We start from the raw sequence: 22,420 nt of genomic DNA, 5'->3' as shown, positions 1-22,420 counted from the left end.
ATGCAACCGCCGGTTCAAAGTATCTGTCCCACCCGAATGAAGCCCTTGGGCGTCCATAGGCGGGACGAACGGCCCTACAGCGCAGTGCCGCAGGAGCGGAGCTTGACACCTGTGGGACGACAACCTTCGTGACGTACCGAACTGTATTTCCCCGGTTGACCCGGGCGGCGGGGCGGCCGTGGTATGTACTGGGCCGGATCGGCGATCAGGCGCTCTTCTATGCCCGGGCGATGGCGGGTATTCCGACCGCGGTTCGTTCCTACCGCAGTGAGATTGTTCGGCTGGTCGCCGAGATCAGCATGGGCGCAGGGGTCCTGGCGATGATCGGCGGCACTTTGGTGGTTGTCGGATTCCTCACCGTCGCCACCGGCGGCACGTTGGCGGTGCAGGGCTACAGCTCGCTGGGCAATATCGGCATCGAAGCGCTCACCGGCTTTCTAGCCGCGTTCATCAATGTGCGCATCTCGGCACCGGTCGTCGCCGGGATCGGTTTGGCAGCCACATTCGGGGCCGGTGTGACAGCTCAGCTGGGGGCGATGCGGGTCAACCAGGAAATCGACGCACTCGAGGCGATGGCGATTCCGCCGGTGGTGTTCCTGGTGAGCACCAGAATCGTCGCCGGGATGCTCTCGATCGCCCCGCTGTACGCCGTCGCGGTCATCCTGTCGTTCCTCGCCAGCCGGTTCACCACCGTGGCCCTCCTCGGCCAGTCGGCCGGCCTTTACGACCACTATTTCTCGACCTTTCTGAACCCGATGGATCTGCTGTGGTCGTTCGCGCAGGCCATTCTCATGGCGTTGGCAATCCTGCTGATCCACACCTACTTCGGATTCTTCGCGTCCGGTGGCCCATCCGGTGTGGGCGTGGCGACCGGCGACGCGGCGCGAACGTCACTCGTCGTCGTGGTGTCGGTGACGCTGCTCATCGCGCTGGCGATCTACGGCAGTGAGGGGCGATTCAATCTTGCGGGCTAGGACCCGGTGGCATGGGGACTTCGCCCCCGTCAACTGCCGCGCGAGCGATAGCATCCCACCGTGATGCGCGTCGCCATCGTGGGCGGTGGAGCTGCGGGTGTGCTCGCAGCCATCCATCTCCGTCGGACCAAGCCGGATGCACAGATCACGCTGATCGACGCGTCCGGCCGTCCTGGCACCGGGGCCGCGTACGGCACCAGCGATCCGGCCCACCTGCTGAACGTTCTCGCCCAGCGGATGTCCGCGTGGCCCGACGATCCCGATCATTTCTCCCGGTGGCTGGACGAACGAGCTGTCACCACGTTCGAGGGCTTCGCACCACGGCTTGCGTACGGCCGGTACTTGCGGGAACAACTCGCGGCCGCCGACGTGCGGATCGAGACCGCCGAGGTGGTCGGGCTGGTGCCGGGGGTGCCGACGCAGGCGAAGCTGAACGACGGCAGGACGTTGTCGGCTGACGTCGTCATCCTCGCCTCGGGGCGCCCCGACGGCGGCATGCCTGACTCGTTGGAGCGGGCGTTCGCTCCGGTGTTGGCCGCCGACACCGACGGCAGGGTGGTGGTGGATCCCTGGGCGCCAGGGGCTCTCACCGCTCTCGGCGCACGGCGGCCCGCGACCGTATTGGTGATCGGCTCGGGATTGACCGGTGTTGACGTGGCGCTGCATCTCATCGCCCGCGGTGCCACGGTGACGCTGCTGTCGCGCAATGGCGCACTCCCCCAACGATTCCGCAACACCGGCGCACCGGTGCCCCTGCCGCACCTCGATGCGCTCGGCACCGAGATCGCACTGGAGGAACTGCGCGCCGCGCTGCGCGCGGACCTCGACCAGGCACGCGAAACCGGTGTGGACTGGCGACGGGTGATCGACGCGATACGGCCGCACACATCGCGGCTGTGGCGATCGTTGGGCTGGGAAGACCAACGCCGATTCCTGCGCGAAGACTTGCGGCAGTGGGAGATTCTGCGCCATCGCATGCCGCCCACGATCGCCGACGCGATCGATGCGGCGATCAAGGGCGGCCACTTGTCCGTCGCGGCAGGCGAAGTTGCCGATGTGTCGTTGCGCGGCGGTGGCGTCGAATTGGTAGTCACTACCAGCGACCAGTCAATTCGCCGGCGCGGCGATGCGGTAGTCGTCGCCACGGGCACCGCATGGGATCGACGCTCTCTGCAACGCTCGCCGCTGTGGGCGAATCTGCTGGCCTCTGGGGTAGCTTCGGTCCACCCGTGTGGCATCGGCGTGCGCCTCGACGACGACGGCCGCCTCATCGACGAAGCCGGCGCAACAGTCCCCGGCATCGTGTGCCTCGGGGCGATCCGTCAGGGCGAGGAGTGGGAGACCACTGCCATTCCCGAAATTCGTTCGCAGGCCGCTGCTGTCGCGAAGCTGGTCGCCGACGACACGCGTGATCATCCGGTACGACGGCCCAATCCCCCTCCTGCGGTGCGGGAATCGACGGGCGCAGGTGCGTCGTACGCCGAGGGGGTGCGTCGCCTGCTCTCCGTCCAGGACGGTGCATCCATCGCGTTCGCCGCCGCGGTCGCCGAGGATCCCGGCCATGCGCGTGCCCATGTCGCGTTGGCGATGATCGCCATGGAACGGCCCGACCGCGCGGGCGGTCCCGACGCCGTCGATGGCCATCTCGCGCGAGCCCGGGCCGCACTTGCCCATGGCAGCGACGAAGACCGCAGTCATGTCGAGGCCATCGCAACGTGGTGCGAGAAAGGAAATGCGGCAGGCACCGAGGCACTCATCGACCACCTCGACCGCGCGCCGGACGACGCCGTCGCATTGCTGGTGCTCGCGCCGTCTATTGCCTTCGCGGGAGCCGGCGACGCATTGCCGGACGCCTGGCAGTACGTCGAGCGATTCACCAGTGTGCACGGTGAAGCACCGTGGTATCTGGGACTGCGCGCCTACGGTCGCACCGAGCAGGGCCTCTGGTATGACGCTGCCGATCTGGCCGATGCCGCCCTCGAATTAGATCCGGGCAATGGCAATGCGGCGCACGCGCTTTCGCACGTGCACTACGAAACCGACGCGCATGGCGCGGGTTTGAAGTGGCTGACCGACTGGATCCCCAGCGACGGCAGCACGCAGCGCTACCTCCCCCACTTTCAGTGGCACGCCGCGCTGCACGAGCTGGCGATGGGCGATGCGGCCGCCGCAGCGCGTCGGTACGCCGCGTCCCTTGCGCCGCCGCACTCCAGGGACGTGCGCTGTCTGGTTGACGCCGGTTCGCTCGCGTGGCGGGCCCGCCTGCATCCGGACTGGGTCACCCCACCCGATCCGATGCCGCTCCTCACCGAGGCCGGTTCGCTTGCGTATGCCCCGCAGACGCCATTCATCGCGTTCCACGCGCTGCTCGTGCTGGCAGCGGCCAATGACCCGGCCGCCATTCGAGCGATCAATGTTCCCGGCGCATCTGACGAGCAGGCGAGCACGCTGCACTTCATCGGCGAAGGCCTGATCGCATTGACCGAAGGCGAGCCGCGTGCCGCGCTCGATTACCTCCTCGAAGCACTGCCCGGCCTGCCGTCGATCGGCGGCAGCCGAGTGCAGCAGGAAGTGATCCTCGAAACGGCGTTGGCCGCCATGCTCCAACTCGGTGCGCCGGGCCAAGCGGGACGGCTGTTGTCGCGGCACCGCTCCGCCCCCGGGCCGCAGGTGACCCGGGGCGCTGTGAACTGACGCAAGTGAGTTCGTCCGCATCACGCGGTGTCCGGGATTTTGCTGTGGAGCCGTGATAACCAGGACGCATGTTCAAAACCTCAGCGATCGACCCTTCTGAGTTCTCCGGCAAGCGCGCGATCGTCACGGGAGGTTCGCGTGGTATCGGCGCGGCCATCGTGCAGCGGCTGCTCGACGGCGGCGCGAGCGTTGTCACCACCGCGCGTAACGCCACCGAGGAGACGCCGAAAGCCGCCACCTTCATCCAAGGCGACATCAGCACCCTCGCGGGTGCGCAGGCGTTCGCCGCAGCAGCGCTCGACGAACTCGGCGGCGTCGACATCGTGGTCAACAATGCGGCGGCGGCACGCGCCCACCTCGGTGGCATCTCGTCCATCCCCGATGAGGAATGGCTCGATGCGCTCGACCTCAACTACCTCTCCGCCGTCCGGGTCAACAACGCGCTGCTACCGGCGCTGCGCGAGGCCGGGGCGGGCAGCGTGATCGTCAACATCTCATCGGGAGCGGCGCTGACGCCCGCGCCGCCGTTGGCTCACTACGGCGCTGCCAAAGCCGCGCTCAACGCCTACGGCAAGGCGCTCGCTGCGGAGCTCGCACCGGCCGGAATCCGCGTGACCACGATCGTGCCCGGCAACGTGCTCACCCCGGGCGCCGACGCGATCCGCCAGGACTTCGCCGACGCGATGGGCGTTTCGCTCACCGATACCACGGCGGGCATCCCGCTGGGGCGCCCCGGGGATCCGCGAGATATCGCCGAGGCCGTCGCCTTCCTCGCCTCGGACCGGGCGCAGTGGATTACCGGGGCCAGCCTGATCGTCGACGGCGGCGAACTGCCGATCGTCTAGCTACATCTGAGCAGCGAAGACTAGAAGTTCCAGTCCTCGTCTTCGGTGACGACCGCCTTGCCGATGACGTAGGAGGAGCCCGACCCGGAGAAGAAGTCGTGGTTCTCGTCGGCGTTCGGTGACAGCGCGGACAGGATCGCGGGGTTGACGTCGGTCTCGTCGCGCGGGAACAACGCCTCGAAGCCCATGTTCATCAACGCTTTGTTGGCGTTGTAGCGCAGGTACTTCTTCACGTCCTCGGTCAGGCTGACCGAATCGTAGAGATCCTGGGTGTACTCAATCTCGTTCTCGTACAACGCATACAGCAGTTCGTAGGCATAGTCCTTGAGGTCCTGCTTACGCTCCTCGGTTTCGAGCGCATAACCCTTCTGGAACTTGTAGCCGATGTAATAGGCGTGCACGGCCTCGTCGCGGATGATCAGCCGGATCAGGTCGGCAGTGTTGGTCAGCTTGGCCCGGCTCGACCAGTACATCGGCAGGTAGAAGCCGGAGTAGAACAGGAACGCTTCGAGGAAGACCGAGGCGATCTTGCGCTTGAGCGCGTCGTCACCGCGGTAGTAGTCGAGGATGATCTGCGCCTTGCGCTGCAGGTTGACGTTTTCCTCCGACCAGCGGAAGGCTTCGTCGATCTCGGTCGTCGAGCACAGCGTCGAGAAGACCGAACTGTAGCTCTTGGCGTGCACCGACTCCATGAACGTGATGTTGGTCAGCACCGCTTCTTCGTGCGGGGTCAGCGCGTCGGGGATCATGCTGACCGAGCCGACCGTGCTCTGGATGGTGTCCAGCAGCGTGAGCCCGGTGAACACCCGCATGGTCAGCTGCTTCTCGTCGGCGGTCAGCGTGTTCCACGACGGCACGTCGTTGGACAGCGGCACCTTTTCGGGCAACCAGAAGTTTCCGGTCAAGCGATCCCAGACTTCCGCATCCTTCTCGTCAATGACACGGTTCCAGTTGATCGCCGTTGCCCGGTCGATCAGCTTCGCTCCATCGCTCACCGAAACCCCACTTCACCACGCTGTTTGCCCCGTTTCCGGCTGACCACCAAACACTACCCCTGGGGTGCGACAACGCGCCGCAACACAACCACTTGTGTTTTTGCGGTACCGAATCCACAGGTCCGGAGCGCGCCGTCAGACGACCCCGGCGTGTCGGGCGATCACCCGCCCGCGGCGCGCGTCGACGCCCCGGCCTGCGCCCCGGACGCCACCCCACTGAACCGGTACTCCGTGCGTTTCAGCGAACGCGTGGCCAACCAGTACTGCCACGTCATGCCGCTCCACAGCGTGCGGTTCTTGCCGTGCTCGTCCAGATACCAGCTGCTGCAGCCGCCGGTGCTCCACACCGCACCTTGAAGCCGCTGCTGCAGTTCGGCATTGAAGGTGTCCTGTGCCCAGCGGCTGGGCGCCAGCGCTTGCGCGCCGGCTTTGTCGACGGCGTCGATCGCCTGGCCGACGTAACCGATCTGCGACTCGATCATGAAGACCACCGAGTTGTGGCCCAATCCGGTGTTCGGCCCGAGCAGGAAGAACAGGTTCGGCATGTCCGCAACGGCGATCCCGCGGTGGGCCTGCACGCCCTCGCGATTCCACCGGTCCACCAGGTCCTCGCCGCCGGGCCCCTTGATACCGACGTACGTATAGGAATCGGTGACGTGGAAGCCGGTCGCGAACACGATGACGTCAACCTCGCGTTCCTTACCGTCCGCGGTGACGATCCCGCGCGGGGTGATCCGGGCGATCGAGTCGGTGACCAGCTCCGAATGCGGTTTGGCGATGGCGCGAAAGTATTTGTCGGAGAACAGGACTCGCTTGCAACCCAGTCGATACTTCGGGGTCAGCCGGCGACGCAGATCACGATCGCGGACCTGGTGGCGGATATTCCACTTGCCCGCCTTCTCCCCCAGCGTGAGCAGCTCGGGGCGCTGGGTCATCGCGAAGCCGAGGGCCTCCTGGAACCAGTAGATGCCGGTGCGCAGCAGCGCCCGAGCACCGGGGACCGTCCCGAACGCGTCGCGCATCCAGGCTGGGATCGGGTTGTTCGACCGCGGCAACACCCAGGCCGGCGTGCGCTGATAGAGCTGCAATTCGGCGACTTTGTCGACGATCTCGGGGACGATCTGGATGGCGCTGGCGCCGGTGCCGATGACGGCGACGCGCTTGCCTGCGATATTGACGTTGTGGTCCCACTGGGCGGAGTGGAAGGCCGCGCCCTCGAAATCAGCCAGCCCCTCGATATCGGGTACCGCCGGGATGTGCAGCGCGCCGGCGCCCGAGATCAGGAACTGAGCAACGTACTCGCGGCCATCTTTGGTGAAGACGTGCCAGCGGAACTCGGCGTCATCCCAGTGAGCGCGGTCGACGTGGGCGCCGAAGCGGATGTAGCGGCGCAGGCCGTGCTTGTCGGTGACACCCTTGAGGTAGTCCAGGATCTCCGGCTGCAGGGACCACATGTAGGTCCAGTCAGGTTTGGGCTCGAAGGAGAATGAGTAGAGATGCGCCGGGATATCGCAGGCGCACCCCGGGTAGCTGTTGTCACGCCACGTTCCGCCGACGTCGTCGGCCTTCTCCAGGATCAGGAAGTCGACGCCGCGGCGCTGCAGTTCGATCCCCATGCCCAGCCCGGAGAACCCGGTGCCGATGACCAGCGCCCGGGTGTGGACTGGTTCGGTGGCGGCATCGACGACGGACGGTTCGGCAACAGTCATGCCCCCTAAAGTACCCAATACCGCCGGTATCGGCTAAGGGGTTCGGTTAGCCAGCGGCCGCCGCGCGCCGCGGCGTCGCGTCGTGAATGGGCAGATCGGGATCGAGGCGAACGCCCAACAGGTCGGCCGTGCCATTGACCGTACCGAGCATGATCGTGGTCAGATGATTGATGAACTCGTCCGCCGGCATCCGCCGCGGGCTGTCCGGGTCCGGGCCCAGCCACCAGTCGGTGGCCGCCGAAGCGGCCCCGAAGGTGGCCGCCGCGGCCAGCTGCAGCGCCGCGGGGTCGAGCTGCATACCGCGCAGCTCGTTGTTGAATATCTCGGCCACCGCCATGGTGATCTCGCGGCCTTCGTTGAGCGCGCGCTGGGTGGACTCCGACTGCTCGGGGAAGCGGCCCTGCAGGATGAACCGCAGCACGTTGGGGTGCTGTTCGACCAGGTTCACGTACTCGGCGACACCGCGACGAACGACCTCGCGGGCGGGATCGGTGGCCGCGTCGATGTTGGAGAAGATGGCCGCCCACAGCATGTCCCGCAACCGTTTGCCGATGGCCTGGAACAGGTCGGACTTGTCGGTGAAGTGCCGGTAGATCTTCGGCTTCGCGGTGCCGGCCTCTTCAGCGATCTCCCGCAGGGAGACGTCGGGACCGTGTTTGTCGATGGAGCGGAAGGCGGCATCGACGATCTCGGCACGCACCTTCTTGCGGTGCTCGCGCCAGCGTTCACTGCGGGCGTCGACCTTGCCCGGCTCTGCGCCGGATCGCGACCGGGACACTCTGCGCACGTCAAGCACTGTACCTGGGCCATGGCCGACCACCGGCGATGACGATCACACCGTCATTCACCGAGCGGAGCAAAACAGCGTTCTCAGATAGCATCGAGGCAACCCGATCAGCGAAGTGAGACGAGACGCAGTGACCGAGCGATTCGACCTGGTGATAGCCGGTGGTGGCCCGTCGGGGGCCGCCGCGGCATGGCAGGCCGTGCAAACTGGCGCGAAAGTAGTGGTTCTCGATAAGGCAGAGTTTCCGCGGGACAAACCCTGTGGTGACGGCCTGACCGCGCGGGCCGTCAGCTACCTGCAGAAGATGGGCCTGGCCCACGAGGTCTCGCAGTTCCACAAGATCAGCGGGGTGACGGTCTACAGCCCGTCGGAGTGGGAACTGTCGTTCCCCAAGCGTCCCGGCATGCCCGCCTACGGCCGCACCGCCAGCCGCACCGAACTCGACACGATGCTGCTCAAGCACGCCGAGTCCGCCGGTGCCGTGGTGCGCCAGGGCACCGAGGTCGCCGGTCCCGAGTTCGACGAGCGCGGCCGGGTCGTCGGCGTCGTCCTCAAGAGCGGCGAGAAGGTCCTCGGCGATGCGGTCATCGCCGCCGACGGTGCCTACTCCCCCATCAAGCGGGGGCTCAAGATCGACTCGGACTACAACGGCTACTCAGCGATCGCGATCCGCTCGGAGATGCACGCCAACCGGCCCGACTCCGACCGCTTCGAGATCTACCTCAAGCTGTTGTTCCAGGGCGATCAGCTGCCCGGCTACGGCTGGATCTTCCCGATGGGCGGCGGCCGATTCAACATCGGCCTTGGCTACGTCAACAGCTACAAGAACTGGCAGTCGATCAACGCCACGCACTTCTTCGGCGACTTCCTGCGCACGCTGCCCGCCGAGTGGGAGCTGCCGTCGGTCGAGGAACTGAAGAAGAACAAGACCGTTCGGGCCTGGCGGCTGCCGATGGGCTTCACGGCCTGGCCGCCGTGGCGTCCCGGCGTGCTGTTCGCGGGCGACTCGCTGGGCGCGGGTAAGCCGGTGTCGGGGGCGGGCATCTCCAAGGCGCTGGAATCCGGGTTGGCCGCAGGCGAATGCGCGATCGCGGCGCTGGAGAACGGCGGGCCCGACGACTTCACCAATTACCAGCAGCGCATGGAAGCGGCGTGGGGCCGCGAGTACAAGCGCGGCCGCTTCTTCAACAAGCTCGCCGGCTACCCGAAGGTCTCCGAGACGGGCCTGAAGTTGCTCGACAACCACACCTTCCGCGACTTCCTGCTCAAGTCGCTGTACAAGAAGCAGCAGAGCCCGCAGCACACCTAGGCTGCTCGCATGCGCGACGACGACACGGTGACAATGGCGCCCGGCCTCACCGAGGACGAGCTGGCGCGCATCGAGACCGAGTTCGGCTTCGAGTTCGCCGACGACCATCGCTCGTTTCTGTCGTCGGCTGTGCCGATTGGGGATTCGTGGCCCGATTGGCGGGCGGCGCCCCGCCGCAGCCTGCAACAGCGGCTTCAGCTCCCCGTCGAGGGAATCCTGTTCGCCGTCGAGTGGCGGGAGTTCTGGGGCGCCGGGTGGGGTGTCCGCCCGGCCCGGATGAAGGACGCGTTGCGTAGCGCGAAGTACCACCTGGCGCGGGTTCCGACGCTGGTGCCGGTGCAGTCGAATCACTACCTGCCCGCAGGCCGCGGCAGCTCCGGCCACCCCGTGCTGTCGGTGTACCAGACCGACGTAGTCTGCTCCGCCGCCGACCTTTTCGCCTATATCCAGGGCGCGCTCGGAAACAGCGAACCCGGCCCGTCGCAGCCATCGACGCCGACGGTGCGGTTCTGGTCCGACTTGATCGGTTAGATCAATGCCGGGCGTTGGTCCGGCCGAGGCCCAGCGTGTAGGACGTCATCGACAGTGAGCCGTAGGCATAGCCGTCGGTGAGCACATCGACCCCGCTGCCGTCGGCGGCGGCCAGTCCCGCGAAGTACAGCATCGGCAGGAAGTGATCCGGGGTGGGTACCGCGGCCGAGTAGTCAGCGTGCTCACGCAGCCCGACGGCATCGGCGGGGTCCGTGAGAAGCCGCGCTCGGGCCTCATCATCGAAGCGGCGGGCCCAGTCGAATCCCCTGTCCCCCAACGCCGGATCCATACCGCCCAGATTGTGAACGATGTTGCCGCTGCCTAGGATCAGCACGCCGCGCTCGCGCAAGGTGGCCAGCTTGGCGCCCAGTTCCAGGTGGTAGTCCAACGGCTTCTCGGCGTTGATGGCCAACTGCACCACCGGCTCCGATGCGTCCGGAAACGCGTGCACCAACACCGACCAGGTGCCGTGATCGATGCCCCAGCTGTCGAGGTCCGCACCCACCCAGGTCGGCTCGACCACGTCGGCGATCTCGTCGGCCAGCTCGGGCAGCCCCGGCGCGGGGTACTGCACCTCGAAGAGTTCGGTGGGAAATCCGTAGAAGTCGTGGATGGTTCGCGGCACGGCCATCGCGGTGACGACGGTGGCGTTGATGTACCAGTGCGCGCTGACCACGAGGATCGCCCGTGGCCTTCCGAACGATTCAAGCACTGACCGGCCGAACGCACGCCACGCCGCGGTGTAGTGGTTGTGCTCCAGGGCGTTCATTGGGCTGCCGTGCCCGATGAAGGCTGCCGGCATCAGTGCGGTCATGGATCTAGTTAACCGCGAGTGGCTGGTTATTCGCTATGGGTGAGTTGGTCGGCGAACGCATTGCCCGCGTTGCCGTTGAGTTTGGTCTCGTCGAAGCCGTAGCCGACCGCGTCACCGCGGATCGCCCGCAGCGGATCCTCGAAGTCGCGGAAGTACCCCATGGCCCACGCGCCTTCTTGATAACCGATCAGCTTCAGTAGATCGTCATCGAGTGTGCGCGCGACTTCGGGTGGTACTGAGAGGAATTGGTTCTCCTCCTGGCGGACCCAGCCGACGCAGTAGTTGACGTTGATCGCACGCCGGATCTTGTCGCTGCGGTTGGCCGCACCGCTGTGCACGATCTTGCCGGAGTAGAGCAGCACCGAACCGCGCGACATTTCGGCCTGCAGGCATTCGTCCTCGGCGTAGTCGGTCGGCTTCTTGTCGCCGACCTGGCTTCCCGGCACGACCCGGGTGGCGCCCATCTGCGCGGTGTAGTCGGTCATCGCCCACAGCGTGTTGCACTGCACGTGGTAGTCGTCGGGAAAAGGGTAGAAGTCGAAGGCGTTCTGGTCGCGATGCAGTGCCTGGTCGGATTCGCCCGGTTCGATCGAGATGACCTGGGTCAGCATCAGCTGGAACGCACTGGCGTGGCCCAGAAAGTCGTTGCACACCCCGAGGATGGTCGGATCCTGAATCAGCGTGCGGCAGGCCGGCGAACGGGCGACGAGCGCGCCGGTGCGCCGGGTCTTGCGACCGATCATCGCGTTGTAGCCCATAGGCGTCGCGTCGAGGTACGGCGCCAGTTCGTCGGTGATGGTGTCCATCAACGAGTTCGGAACCAGGTCGTCGACGATGACGTAGCCGTCGCGGCGCAGGTGGTCGGCAAGGTCGGCCGGGGATGTGGTGGCCGGAACGTGCGTCAACGTCATGACGTCGAGTATCTCGGAGCGTGTGTGTTGACCAGGTAAAACAGCGTCACATAGCCGTTACGGCTGCCGCCGCTTGACCGGCCCGGGCGTGCGGGCGACCTTCCCCGCCGCGGCTCGGGCGGCCTGCTTGGCCAGAGTCTTCTCGCGCGCGGTGCGCTTCGGCGCCGGCTGGGCCGGGCCCCGCGACGAGCTGGGTTTGCGGCCCCGCACGATCCCGGTGAACTGCTCGACCAGTGCCGAGGGGGGCCCTTCGGGGAAGGCGAGGGCCACCGAGCACGTCGGCGCGTCGGCGATCGGGCGATATGTGAGGTCCTTGCGGTGATACAGCCGGGCCAGCGACTGCGGAACGATCAGCGCACCCAACCCTGCGGCGACGAGTTCTATTGCGTCCTGGGTGGTTTCGGGTCGGTGATCGATGGTGGTGCCGGGCGCGCCCGCCCAGGCGACGACGTCGTCGAGCGGCAGCAGGATCGGCTCACCGTCGAGATCGGCGGAGGTGATCTCGACGGCCGCGCTGAGGAGGTGGTCGGCGGGCACCACTGCGACCGTCACCTCCTGGTAGAGCGGGATGACCGCCAACCCCGAGGTGTCGGTCGGTAGCCGGAGCAACGCCACATCGACGGCGCCGGCCCGCAGGTCGGCGGCCGCGTCGGCTGCGGCGACGGCGCACAACCTCAGCGGAACATCGGGGTGGCGCTGCGCCCAGGTCCGCGCCCACTTCGCGGGCGTCGCCCCGGGGACGTACCCGAGGGTGAGCGAGGGCTGGGTCACGGCATCAGGCTACCGATAGGGTGGTGCCATGAGCAGGCCTAACGCGCAGTCCATGAAACCCGCCACGGCGGCAAAGAAGTTGGACGTGTATCTGCCCGCGACGCCTGCGGAGTTCCAGGAGAACGCGATCACCCGCGACGAGCTCGCCGCCCTGCAGGCCGACCCGCCGCAGTGGCTCAAGGACCTCCGCAAGAGCGGGCCGCACCCGAAGAACCTCGTGGCGGCCAAGTTGGGTGTGTCGATCTCCGGCCTCACGCGCGGCGGTGTGGTGGATGCACTTACCACCGAGCAGATCGAAGCCCTGCTCGAGGAGAAGCCGGACTGGCTGATCGCCGAGCGCGAGAGCTACCAAGCGGTGCTGGCCGAGGAACGTCGGGTGAAGGCGCTGCGCCGCACCTAGTTGCGAACTGCTCAGCAAGCCAACGTCATCGCGATGCAAAAGCTCTCTCTCGCGAGTGGCTTGATGATCTGTGCCAGTGTCCTCTCCAGCTGTCCCGAGACCGCCGGGCTGTCACCCAACCTCTCGCTCTCCAGTCGGTCAGCATTTGCACTTTCCGTTGCACGCCTTACGATTCCAAGTGATCGGAGCGGACGGTCAACTCGCTGATGTCGAACACGGCGAGCTGCTCAACCGGGATCCCCTCGCGCGTGGCGACGTCACGATGGACGCCGCGGTCGTGGACTTCGTGGTTGAATCCGACAGGGAACTCAGCGGCCGGCACCGGCTCGGTGTCGGCGCCCGGTCAGTCGTCCAGCGGAATGTGATCAGCGAGTCGCCTGACGCCTTCGGCAATCTGGGCAACGTTTGCGGCCCCATAGGAGAAGCGCAGGAATGGCGCGGGCGGCTCATCCACGTAGAAGTGTCGTCCGTCGCCGACGAGAACCCCGGCCCGGTAGGCGTCGGCACACACCCTTCGCGTGTCGGTGCCCAGTGCCAATCGCGCCCAGAGGTGGAGCCCACCACGTGGGGTACCGACTATCCGCACCCCGGGCAGGGTGGCCTGGATCGCGGCGACAAGTGCGTCACGTCGCTCGCCGAGTTCGCCGCGGAGTCGTTTCAAGTGCCGCGGCCACACGGTCGAGGTCACCAAGCTCAGTGCGATTTCCTGCACGATCGGGGCGACGCAGAGGTCGTCAGCGGTGCGGGACGCCCGGAGCCTGGCACCAGCCGGACCGCGAGCGATGATCGCACCGAGCCTGAGTCCGGGCGAAGCCGGTTTCGACAGTGTGAGGATGGATACGACATGTCCGTGCGGATCCTCGGTGAAGAGCGGAGCAGGCGCCCGCCCGTCGATACCGAGGTGCCGCGCCCAGTCATCCTCGATGATGAACGCCCCGTGCCGAGCAGCGAGTTCGAGAACCTGCGTCCGCCGTTCTGCATTGAGGACCGCGCCGGTGGGGTTCGCATAGCTGGGCTGAAGGTAGACCACTCGCGCCCGCGTGCGTTCGAGCTCTTCGGCAAGACGGTCGACCAGGATTCCGTTGGCGTCGGCGGGTACCGACGAGAGGTTGAGGCCCGCGCTCTGCGCGGCGAGGATCGCACCGGGATAGCTCGGGCTCTCGGTAATGACCGCCGACCCCGGCTCGGCAAGGGTGCGCATCGCGAACAGGAGGCCCTGCTGCCCGCCCGATACGACGAGCACGTCGTTCGGGTCGGCGCGGTATTCGGAAGCGAGGATCCGCCGCAGTTCCGGCGATCCCGCTGGCGGTGTCATCGTCCATGCACGACCGCTCTTCGCCACACGCGAGCCGAGGCGGTGCAGTTCCTCGTTCGGTAGTAGTTCGGGGGCGAGGTACCCCCAGGAGAGCGGGATGTGCTCCGGTGTGCCGTAGGCGCCCAGGCGTGCGGCCCGGTCGGCGTCCACTCTGGCGTGGCCGAGGGCCTGGGATTGCCAGGAGAAGTCCGGCTCGAGTAGTCGTTCGCGGGCCGCCACAAACGTTCCCCGGCCGGGCTCTGCCCGGACCAGCCCGGCTGCGCTCAGTTCCGAGAGAGCCGCCGAGATGGTCGCCGCGCTTGCGTGGAACTGCGCAGAGAGTTCCCGCACGCCTGGCAGCTTGTCGCCGGGGCGCATCGTCGTGATCCATTGTTGGAGCTGCATCGCAATGGCGGCCGACCTGTTATCGTTGGACATGACGATAGTAGATAACGTTACTACCGATTCAGCAAGTGCGTTACTCTTCGCGGAGAACGCGGAACCTACTCCCCCGCCCACAACGCCGTGACCGGCCGCCGTTCGGTGTGGCGGGATGCGTCGGTCTCCGCCATCGTCGCAGGCTTCCTGTCAGCGCTCATCAACTTCGCCGGCCCGTTCCTGATCGTGCTCGAAGCCACCCGCGCAGCGGGTCTGGACGAGGCGCAGACTGCGTCCTGGGTCTGGGCGTTGTCGATCGGAAACGGCGTGTGCAGCATCGCGTTGAGTCTGTTTACCCGCATCCCGGTGATCGTCGCCTGGTCGACGCCCGGAGCGGCGCTGCTGATCGCCTCGCTCGGCGGGTTCTCCTTTGCTGAGGCCGTGGGAGCATTCCTCGTCGCCTCGGTCGCCGCCGCGGTGGTCGGGTACACGGGATGGTTCGGGTGGCTGCTCGCCAGAGTGCCCAGCCCAGTGCTACAGGCTCTACTCGCAGGGATCCTGCTGCCGTTCGTCGTGTCCGCCGCAGGCGCGTTCGCAAGCGCACCGCTCATCGCGGGGAGCATCGTCATCGCGTTCTTCCTTGGCAAGCGTTTCGTCGACCGCTACGCCGTACTCGCAGCCCTTATCGTGGGGCTCGCGGTGACATGGGCGACCGGGTCGTTCCACGCGTTCGCGCCGTCGCTCACGCTCGGCGGTCCGGTCGTTACGATGCCGGCGTTCACTCCGGCCGCACTCGTGAGCATCGCGCTGCCACTGTTCATCGTCACGATGGCCTCCCAGAACGCGCCCGGGCTCACCCTGCTCCACTCGCAGGGGTACGAACCGAACGACCGCCTGCTTGTCGGCTCCGTCTCAACGGTCTCCGCGATCCTCGCGCCGTTCGGCTGCCATGGGATCAACCTGGGCGCGATCACCGCTGCGATCGCGCTCGGCCCGGAGTCCCACCCGGACCTGGGCAGGCGTTACATCGCAGGTCTCGCGGGCGGTTGCACCTACCTGCTCGTCGGGTCCTTCGGAGGCGTGCTCGTGGCCGGGTTCCGCACGGTCCCTACCGAGACGGTCTCCGTGCTCGCCGCCGTCGCGCTGCTCGGATCAGCACTCGCCGCCCTCAAGGGCGCGATGGGCGGTGACGGTCGCGCGGGGCTGGCCGCCCTGACGACTCTCGCGGTCACCATGTCGGGGGTCGCGGTCTTGAGCGTCGGCGCCGCGTTCTGGGGCCTCGTCGCCGGCGGTGCCGTGCACATGATCCTCGCCCCTCGCCGGGAGAGGGAGTCGAAGGAGGCCCCCATGATCACGTAGCCCCCTCGAATACCGCATCGCGTGCTGCGCAAGTGCACGACCGTACCGCGCGCGAAGCGCTCACCCAGCGACCTGGCAGTTCCCATCCACCACCGAGATCCCAACCAATCGGAGCAACCTATGACGACGAACACCACCCCGACGATCCGTCCGCTCGCCGCCGCAGACGAGGCCCGCTGGCGCGTCCTCTTTCGGGCGTACCGCGAGTTCTACAAGCTGGCCGAGTCAGAAGAGGTCGTCTCCCGCGCCTGGGGGTGGTTCATGGACCCCCGGCACGAATGCAAAGCCCTTGTCGCCGAAGCGGCCGGGGCGATCGTGGGGTTCGCGCATCACCGACGTTTCTCCTCGCCATACACCGGCACCACCGGCATCTTCCTGGACGACCTCTTCACCGATCCCCAGGTTCGCGGCCGGGGCATCGGTCGCGCGCTGATCGAGCGTCTCACCGAGATGGCCCACGCTGAGGGACGGGCCGTAGTCCAGTGGGTGACCGCGGACGACAACCACACGGCCCAAGCCTTGTACAACACCCTCGCCACACGCACGAACTGGGTCACCTACGAGGCCGAACCGGCCGCGAAGGAGTTGAACCTGTCCTGACCGATCCCATCACTGCCGTCGCGTGACGTCGAGAGACTGCGCCCGGAATACCGGCACCCCGGCCTTCAGCTCCTGATTGAGGCCGAGAGCGCGTCGGAACCCTCCAGGGCCGCGAGGCCCTGGAGGGCAACCACGCGATCAGGTCGGCGCAGACCCCGGGCGGAGCCAGCAGGTACGGATCCCAGCGAGTGCGGTCGAGGCGCGACGAAAACCGACAACGATCAGCGCCATGCCAATCCCCCAACCGGCGAAATACCCGGTCGTCCAGCAGACAGCCCCCGAACAAAGAAGCAGGCCAGGGGATGGCTCCCCTGGCCTACGACTTAGCTAAGCGCCTACAACATGCAGCTGACGCAACCCTCCACCTCAGTGCCCTCCAAAGCCATCTGACGAAGCCGGATGTAGTACAGCGTCTTGATTCCCTTGCGCCAGGCGTAGATCTGCGCCTTGTTGACCTCGCGGGTGTCGGCGGTGTCCTTGAAGAACAGCGTCAGACTCAGCCCCTGATCCACATGCTGAGTGGCCGCGGCGTAGGTGTCGATGATCTTCTCGTAGCCGATTTCGTACGCATCCTGGTAGTACTCTAGGTTGTCGTTGGTCATATACGGCGCCGGGTAATAGACGCGGCCGATCTTGCCTTCCTTACGGATCTCAACCTTGCTCGCCACCGGGTGAATCGAGCTGGTGGAGTGGTTGATGTAGGAGATCGACCCGGTCGGCGGCACGGCCTGCAGGTTCTGGTTGTAGATGCCGTTGGCCTGCACCGACTCCTTGAGACGCACCCAATCCTCTTGGGTAGGAATGCGAATGCCCGCGTTGGCGAACAGTTCGCGGACCCGCGCGGTCGCCGGCTCCCACACCTGATCGGTGTACTTGTCGAAGAACTCGCCGCTGGCGTACTTCGACTTCTCGAAGCCCTTGAACGATGACCCACGCTCGGTCGCGATCTTGTTCGACGCCCGCAGCGCGTGGTAGAGCACCGTGTAGAAGTACATATTGGTGAAGTCGATGCCTTCTTCGGATCCGTAGAAAATCCGTTCGCGCGCAAGGTATCCGTGCAGGTTCATCTGCCCGAGCCCGATGGCGTGCGAGTCGTTGTTGCCCTGCTCGATCGACGGCACCGACCAGATGTGCGTCTGATCGCTCACCGCGGTCAACCCGCGGATGGCCACCTCGATGGTCTGCGCGAAGTCCGGCGAGTCCATCGCCTTGGCGATGTTCAGCGAGCCGAGGTTGCAGGAAATGTCCTTGCCTACCTTGGCATACGACAGGTCCTCGTTGAACAGCGACGGCGTCGAGACCTGCAGGATCTCCGAGCACAGGTTGGAATGCGTGATCTTGCCGTCGATCGGGTTGGCCCGGTTCACCGTGTCCTCGAACATGATGTAGGGGTAGCCCGACTCGAACTGCAGCTCGGCCAGCGTCTGGAAGAACTCGCGGGCCTTGATCTTGGTCTTGCGGATCCGGCCGTCGTTGACCATCTCGTGGTACTTCTCGGTGACCGAGATATCGGCGAACGGAACCCCATACACGCGCTCGACGTCGTAAGGCGAGAACAGGTACATGTCCTCGTTCTTCTTGGCCAGCTCAAAGGTGATGTCAGGAATCACCACACCCAGCGAGAGGGTCTTGATGCGGATCTTCTCGTCGGCGTTCTCCCGCTTGGTGTCCAGGAAGCGGTAGATGTCCGGGTGATGGGCATGCAGGTAGACCGCACCGGCACCCTGGCGAGCACCGAGCTGGTTGGCGTAGGAGAACGAATCCTCCAGCAGCTTCATGATCGGGATCACGCCCGAGCTCTGGTTCTCGATGTTCTTGATCGGTGCGCCGTGTTCACGAATGTTGGTCAGCAGCAACGCAACTCCACCGCCGCGCTTGGACAGCTGCAGCGCGGAGTTGATCGAGCGGCCGATCGACTCCATGTTGTCTTCGATGCGCAGCAGGAAGCAGCTCACCGGCTCGCCGCGCTGCGCCTTGCCCGAGTTGAGGAACGTCGGGGTGGCCGGCTGAAAACGGCCGTCGATGATCTCGTCGACCAGCTTCTCGGCCAGGGTGGTGTCACCGGCGGCCAGCGTCAGGGCCACCATCACCACACGGTCCTCGAAGCGCTCCAGGTAGCGCTTCCCGTCGAAGGTCTTCAACGTGTACGAGGTGTAGTACTTGAACGCGCCCAGGAAGGTCGGGAACCGGAACTTCTTGGCGTAGGCCCGGTCCAGCAGCGTCTTGACGTAGTTACGCGAGTACTGATCGAGAACCTCACGCTCGTAATAGTTCTCGCGAATCAGATAGTCGAGCTTCTCGTCTTGATTGTGGAAGAAGACGGTGTTCTGGTTCACATGCTCCAGAAAGTACTGGCGGGCGGCCAAGACATCCATGTCGAACTGGATCTTGCCGTCCGCGTCGTACAGATTCAGCATCGCGTTGAGCGCGTGGTAATCGGTCTCGCCGGGCAACGCGTGCCCAGAAGCCGTTACAGGCTCTGCAGCTGCGACTGTAGGTGCCACGTGTCCTCGTCCTCCCAGAATTTGGCCAGCTCCGCACGAACGGCTTCCACGTCCTCTGCGGTTCCCATCATTTCGAAGCGGTACAGAAACGGAACGTTGCACTTGTGCGAAACCAGCCTGGCCGCAAAGCAGTACTCGGCACCGAATTGGGTGTTGCCGGCCCCGACCACCGCGCGGATCAGGGACCGATTGTTCGAATTATTCAAAAATGCGATGACCTGCTTGGGCACATATCCCTTGGCGTCCAGCGTCGGGCTGTCTCCCCGGCCCCTGCCGTAGGTCGGCAGCAGCAGGACATAGGGCCTGTCCACCTCGATGCGCTCGTGCAGAGGAATCCGGATGGCCGGCACGCCCAGCTTCTGCACGAAGCGGTGGGTGTTCTCCGAAACACTGGAGAAGTACACCAACCGTTCCGGGCCTGCCAGGCTGCCATCCGGATTCATCACTCGCTCCTCGTGGCGCCCGGACGCTAAGCGGTCAGCGCGGCGCCGGCGAGGGCGTTGATCCGGTCGGGCCGGAAGCCTGACCAGTGGTCACCGCCGGCAACCACGACTGGCGCCTGCAGGTAGCCCATCGCCATCACGTAATCGCGGGCTTCAGCGTCCTCGGAAATGTCGACGACGTCGTAGGCCAGGCCCTGCTTGTCCAGGGCTTTGTAGGTCATGTTGCACTGCACGCAGGCGGGCTTGGTGTACACGGTGATGGTCATCTGCGGTATAGCTCCTCAGCGAAACATGGAGATGGACTCAAGACGGTCACGGGATGGTCTGTGCGCAGGCACTCACGAACTGTCAGCGAGCTTTCGGACCGTGAAATTCCTGGCTGGCGGAGCGGCTCGGACCGACATCTCAGCTTCGGTTCCGGCGTTCCGGCGGCCCTGTGAGTCTCGGGTCTGTCGGCCTGTCGAACACTACACCTAGTGTCCGACAGCGAGAAGAACTACCACATGTTCTGAATAACAATTCTGAAATTCCCTGGTCGTAAGCACCCCGGCGCCACCCGGTTCGGCGTGTCGCATGTCACAACACGCCGAGCGACACTGGCTGCGCCTAGGTCTACCAGCAGGGACCGACAACGCCGAGATGCGCGGCCCGCCGACGAGCCCGTACAGCAACACCCGTCACGCCGATTCAGCCAGCCGCGCCAACCACTCGCCGAGCAGAACACGCTCCCCCGCACTCAGCGCCGCCCGCTCGCCGCACCGGAGCGGAATACGTCATCGACGGCGGCAGTTTGCGGACCGTCTAGACGACGGCGGGTCAGGCCACCTCGGCGGCGAGCTTGCCGACCACATCGCGCACGGCGGCGGCGACCTCGGCGTTCTCCCGCGGATGCTTGCCGTCGAGCGTCTTGGCCGGCACGGACAACTTGACCGACTCCACCACCCGAGGCCCGGCGACCCCGAACGACTTGCGCGTCTCGTCGTGGGCCCACACCCCGCCGTACTGGCCGAACGAGGCACCGATGACGGCCAGCGGCTTGTCCTTGAGCGCGCCGTTGCCGAACGGCCGCGACAGCCAGTCGATGGCGTTCTTCAGCACGCCCGGAATGCTCGCGTTGTATTCGGGTGTCACCACCAGCGCGGCGTCGGCGTCCGCGGCGGCCGCCCGCAGCGAGACCACGGCGGCGGGTGCATCGTCAGTATCGATGTCTTCGTTGTAGAACGGCAGGTCGCCCAGACCCTCATAGATGGTCAGCGTGACGCCGTCGGGCGCCGCCTCCGCTGCCAGCTCGGCGAGCTGGCGATTGACCGATGCCGCCCGGAGGCTGCCTACCAGTGTCAGAACCTTGATATCCGCCATGTCGCAATCCTCTCAGTCGTCCGAGATACTCGCACAGCATAACCGGACTGCGGTCCGGTTTATTTCCCGCTGAGCTAAAGTATGGGGGTGAGTGCGATCGAACAGGCCAGAGAGCTGCCGGTTTCCGCGCCACAAGAACGCGGCGACGCAGCCCGCAACCGGCTACTTCTACTCGACGCGGCCCGCACCCTGATCGCCGAACGCGGCGCCGACAACGTCTCCATGGACGATATCGCTGCAGCAGCGGGTGTGGGCAAAGGCACGGTGTTCCGCCGCTTCGGCAGCCGCGCCGGCCTGATGATGGTCCTGCTCGACGAGGACGAGCGCGCCATCCAGCAAGCCTTCCTGTTCGGGCCACCGCCGTTAGGCCCCGACGGCCCTCCCCTGCAGCGACTGCTGGCCTTCGGCCGCGAGCGGCTGCGTTTCGCACAAACCCATCGCGAGCTGCTGTCGGAAGCCAACCGAGATCCCGATACCCGCCATAACGCCCCACTGGCCGTGATGCACACCCATCTGCGAGTACTACTCGAATCCGCAAGCACCACCGGCGATCTCGACGCCCAGGCTGACGCGCTGCTGGCGCTTCTGGATGCCGACTACGTCAACCATCAACTCGAGCGCGGCCGCACGCTCGACGCCCTCGGCGACGCCTGGGACAGCGTCGCGCGCAAGTTGTGCGGACATTGACCAGCCCAGAATCCCGACCGTGGGTCCTGCACGTGGACCTCGATCAGTTCCTGGCCTCTGTCGAGCTGCGCCGCCACCCCGAACTGGTAGGCCTGCCCGTGATCGTCGGCGGCAGTGGCGATCCCACCGAACCCCGCAAGGTCGTGACGTGCGCGTCCTACGAGGCCCGCGGGTTCGGGGTGCACGCCGGGATGCCGTTGCGCGCTGCCGCCCGCCGCTGTCCGGATGCGACGTTCCTGCCGTCCGACCCGGCCGCCTATGACGAGGCATCCGATCAGGTGATGGGTCTGCTGCGCGATCTTGGCCATCCCGTCGAGGTGTGGGGCTGGGACGAGGCCTATATCGGAGCGCACGTCGCCGACCCGGTGGAACTGGCCGAGCGGGTCCGCACGACGATCGCGGCCGAGACCGGGCTGGCGTGTTCGGTGGGCATCAGCGACAACAAGCAGCGCGCCAAGGTGGCGACCGGCTTCGGCAAGCCTGACGGCGTCTACACCCTCACCGACGCCAACTGGATGGACGTGATGGGCGCTCGCCCGGTGGACGCACTCTGGGGCGTGGGTCCCAAGACCACGAAAAAGCTTGACAGCCTGGGCATTACATCAGTGCGACAGCTCGCCAACTCCGACGCCGAGCTACTGACCGCCACCTTCGGTCCACGCACTGGATTGTGGCTGTTGCTGCTGGCCAAGGGCGGCGGGGACGCGACGGTCAGCGCCGAGCCGTGGATTCCCCGCTCGCGCAGCCATGTGGTGACCTTCCCGCGCGATCTGACTGAACGCCCCGAGCTGGACGCCGCCGTCGTCGATCTCGCCCGCCAGGCCCTGGCAGACGTGGTAGCCCAGTCACGCATCGTCACCCGCGTGGCCGTCACGGTGCGCACCAACACTTTCTACACGCGAACCAAGATCCGCAAACTCGACCAGTCGAGCGTCGACGCCGAGGTGATCACGGCCGCGGCTCTGCGGGTGCTCGATCTCTTCGAGCTCGACCGGCCGATCCGTCTGCTCGGCGTCCGCCTGGAATTGGCCCCGCCTCTTTGAGCGATTTCGGCGC

Annotated in this window: 22 protein-coding genes; 10 read left to right on the top strand and 12 right to left on the bottom strand. The window is 66.0% G+C overall.

Annotated features, from left to right (window positions below; genetic code table 11):
* Positions 1-128 precede the first annotated feature (128 nt).
* From G6N38_RS20870 to G6N38_RS20860, 3 genes are all read left to right on the top strand, one after another.
* Positions 129-974: an ABC transporter permease gene (locus G6N38_RS20870; protein WP_163749930.1), complete on the top strand. Its 846-nt coding sequence runs from the start codon at positions 129-131 to the stop codon at positions 972-974.
* Between the two features lie 63 nt (positions 975-1,037).
* Positions 1,038-3,668 (top strand): FAD/NAD(P)-binding protein, encoded by a 2,631-nt coding sequence (locus tag G6N38_RS20865; RefSeq protein ID WP_246228065.1) that lies wholly within the window; start codon positions 1,038-1,040, stop codon positions 3,666-3,668.
* A gap of 68 nt (positions 3,669-3,736) precedes the next feature.
* Complete coding sequence (locus tag G6N38_RS20860) at positions 3,737-4,513, top strand: SDR family oxidoreductase (RefSeq protein WP_163749928.1); 777 nt, start codon at positions 3,737-3,739, stop codon at positions 4,511-4,513.
* Between the two features lie 20 nt (positions 4,514-4,533).
* Here the strand turns inward: G6N38_RS20860 and nrdF are convergent, their stop codons facing one another.
* The 3 genes from nrdF to G6N38_RS20845 form a co-directional block, all read right to left on the bottom strand.
* Complete coding sequence (gene nrdF / locus G6N38_RS20855) at positions 4,534-5,508, bottom strand: class 1b ribonucleoside-diphosphate reductase subunit beta (RefSeq protein ID WP_163749927.1); 975 nt, start codon at positions 5,506-5,508, stop codon at positions 4,534-4,536.
* A 161-nt stretch (positions 5,509-5,669) separates the two neighbouring features.
* Positions 5,670-7,217, bottom strand: coding sequence for a flavin-containing monooxygenase (locus G6N38_RS20850; protein WP_163749926.1), 1,548 nt, complete (start codon positions 7,215-7,217; stop codon positions 5,670-5,672).
* Positions 7,218-7,263: 46 nt separating this feature from the next.
* Entirely contained in the window at positions 7,264-8,004 is a 741-nt protein-coding gene (locus tag G6N38_RS20845) for a TetR/AcrR family transcriptional regulator (protein ID WP_163749925.1), read from the bottom strand.
* Positions 8,005-8,134: 130 nt separating this feature from the next.
* Here G6N38_RS20845 and G6N38_RS20840 point away from each other — a divergent pair, with 130 nt between their 5' ends.
* Positions 8,135-9,313, top strand: a complete 1,179-nt coding sequence (locus G6N38_RS20840; protein WP_163749924.1) for an NAD(P)/FAD-dependent oxidoreductase — start codon at positions 8,135-8,137, stop codon at positions 9,311-9,313.
* A gap of 9 nt (positions 9,314-9,322) precedes the next feature.
* The gene (locus G6N38_RS20835) at positions 9,323-9,844 is read left to right on the top strand and encodes a hypothetical protein (RefSeq protein ID WP_163749923.1); all 522 of its coding nucleotides are present in this window, start codon (positions 9,323-9,325) and stop codon (positions 9,842-9,844) included.
* Between the two features lies 1 nt (position 9,845).
* On the opposite strand, the gene ygiD is transcribed toward G6N38_RS20835, so the two are convergent.
* Genes ygiD through G6N38_RS20820 form a run of 3 tightly spaced genes read right to left on the bottom strand, consistent with a single transcriptional unit; the run spans position 9,846 to position 12,340 of the window.
* Complete coding sequence (ygiD, locus tag G6N38_RS20830; RefSeq protein ID WP_163752174.1) at positions 9,846-10,646, bottom strand: 4,5-DOPA-extradiol-dioxygenase; 801 nt, start codon at positions 10,644-10,646, stop codon at positions 9,846-9,848.
* A gap of 38 nt (positions 10,647-10,684) precedes the next feature.
* Positions 10,685-11,569 carry a phytanoyl-CoA dioxygenase family protein gene (locus G6N38_RS20825; RefSeq protein WP_163749922.1) on the bottom strand — a complete coding sequence of 295 codons (885 nt, stop codon included), beginning with the start codon at positions 11,567-11,569 and terminating at the stop codon, positions 10,685-10,687.
* Positions 11,570-11,626: 57 nt separating this feature from the next.
* Positions 11,627-12,340 (bottom strand): LysR family substrate-binding domain-containing protein, encoded by a 714-nt coding sequence (locus G6N38_RS20820; protein ID WP_163749921.1) that lies wholly within the window; start codon positions 12,338-12,340, stop codon positions 11,627-11,629.
* A gap of 28 nt (positions 12,341-12,368) precedes the next feature.
* Here G6N38_RS20820 and G6N38_RS20815 point away from each other — a divergent pair, with 28 nt between their 5' ends.
* Complete coding sequence (locus G6N38_RS20815) at positions 12,369-12,740, top strand: DUF5997 family protein (protein ID WP_163749920.1); 372 nt, start codon at positions 12,369-12,371, stop codon at positions 12,738-12,740.
* Positions 12,741-12,906: 166 nt separating this feature from the next.
* Here G6N38_RS20815 and G6N38_RS20810 read toward each other — a convergent pair whose 3' ends face one another.
* Together G6N38_RS20810 and G6N38_RS20805 are read right to left on the bottom strand one after the other, a co-directional pair.
* A complete protein-coding gene (locus G6N38_RS20810) occupies positions 12,907-13,062 on the bottom strand; it encodes a hypothetical protein (RefSeq protein WP_163749919.1) in 156 nt (51 codons plus the stop codon).
* A 21-nt stretch (positions 13,063-13,083) separates the two neighbouring features.
* A complete protein-coding gene (locus G6N38_RS20805; RefSeq protein WP_163749918.1) occupies positions 13,084-14,472 on the bottom strand; it encodes an aminotransferase-like domain-containing protein in 1,389 nt (462 codons plus the stop codon).
* 87 nt (positions 14,473-14,559) lie between these two features.
* Between G6N38_RS20805 and G6N38_RS20800 the strand changes: the two genes are divergently transcribed.
* Complete coding sequence (locus G6N38_RS20800; RefSeq protein WP_246227359.1) at positions 14,560-15,771, top strand: benzoate/H(+) symporter BenE family transporter; 1,212 nt, start codon at positions 14,560-14,562, stop codon at positions 15,769-15,771.
* Between the two features lie 120 nt (positions 15,772-15,891).
* Positions 15,892-16,371, top strand: a complete 480-nt coding sequence (locus G6N38_RS20795) for a GNAT family N-acetyltransferase (RefSeq protein ID WP_163749917.1) — start codon at positions 15,892-15,894, stop codon at positions 16,369-16,371.
* Between the two features lie 335 nt (positions 16,372-16,706).
* On the opposite strand, the gene nrdE is transcribed toward G6N38_RS20795, so the two are convergent.
* From nrdE to G6N38_RS20775, 4 genes are all read right to left on the bottom strand, one after another.
* The gene (gene nrdE / locus G6N38_RS20790) at positions 16,707-18,824 is read right to left on the bottom strand and encodes a class 1b ribonucleoside-diphosphate reductase subunit alpha (RefSeq protein ID WP_179968586.1); all 2,118 of its coding nucleotides are present in this window, start codon (positions 18,822-18,824) and stop codon (positions 16,707-16,709) included.
* Positions 18,825-18,841: 17 nt separating this feature from the next.
* Complete coding sequence (gene nrdI, locus G6N38_RS20785) at positions 18,842-19,318, bottom strand: class Ib ribonucleoside-diphosphate reductase assembly flavoprotein NrdI (protein WP_163749915.1); 477 nt, start codon at positions 19,316-19,318, stop codon at positions 18,842-18,844.
* Positions 19,319-19,344: 26 nt separating this feature from the next.
* Positions 19,345-19,584 carry a redoxin NrdH gene (locus tag G6N38_RS20780; protein ID WP_108055621.1) on the bottom strand — a complete coding sequence of 80 codons (240 nt, stop codon included), beginning with the start codon at positions 19,582-19,584 and terminating at the stop codon, positions 19,345-19,347.
* 550 nt (positions 19,585-20,134) lie between these two features.
* Complete coding sequence (locus G6N38_RS20775; protein WP_163749914.1) at positions 20,135-20,677, bottom strand: NADPH-dependent FMN reductase; 543 nt, start codon at positions 20,675-20,677, stop codon at positions 20,135-20,137.
* An 81-nt stretch (positions 20,678-20,758) separates the two neighbouring features.
* On the opposite strand from G6N38_RS20775, the gene G6N38_RS20770 reads away from it, so the two are divergent.
* Together G6N38_RS20770 and G6N38_RS20765 are read left to right on the top strand one after the other, a co-directional pair.
* Positions 20,759-21,364, top strand: coding sequence for a TetR/AcrR family transcriptional regulator (locus G6N38_RS20770; protein WP_407662784.1), 606 nt, complete (start codon positions 20,759-20,761; stop codon positions 21,362-21,364).
* Positions 21,361-22,407, top strand: coding sequence for a DNA polymerase IV (locus G6N38_RS20765; RefSeq protein ID WP_163749912.1), 1,047 nt, complete (start codon positions 21,361-21,363; stop codon positions 22,405-22,407). The genes G6N38_RS20770 and G6N38_RS20765 overlap by 4 nt, the downstream gene beginning before the upstream one ends.
* The last annotated feature ends 13 nt before the right edge of the window (positions 22,408-22,420 follow it).

The organism is Mycolicibacterium helvum (genome assembly GCF_010731895.1).
Lineage (GTDB): Bacteria > Actinomycetota > Actinomycetes > Mycobacteriales > Mycobacteriaceae > Mycobacterium > Mycobacterium helvum.
Note: the sequence above shows the minus strand (reverse complement) of the source record. Positions and strands in the feature narration are given on the sequence as shown.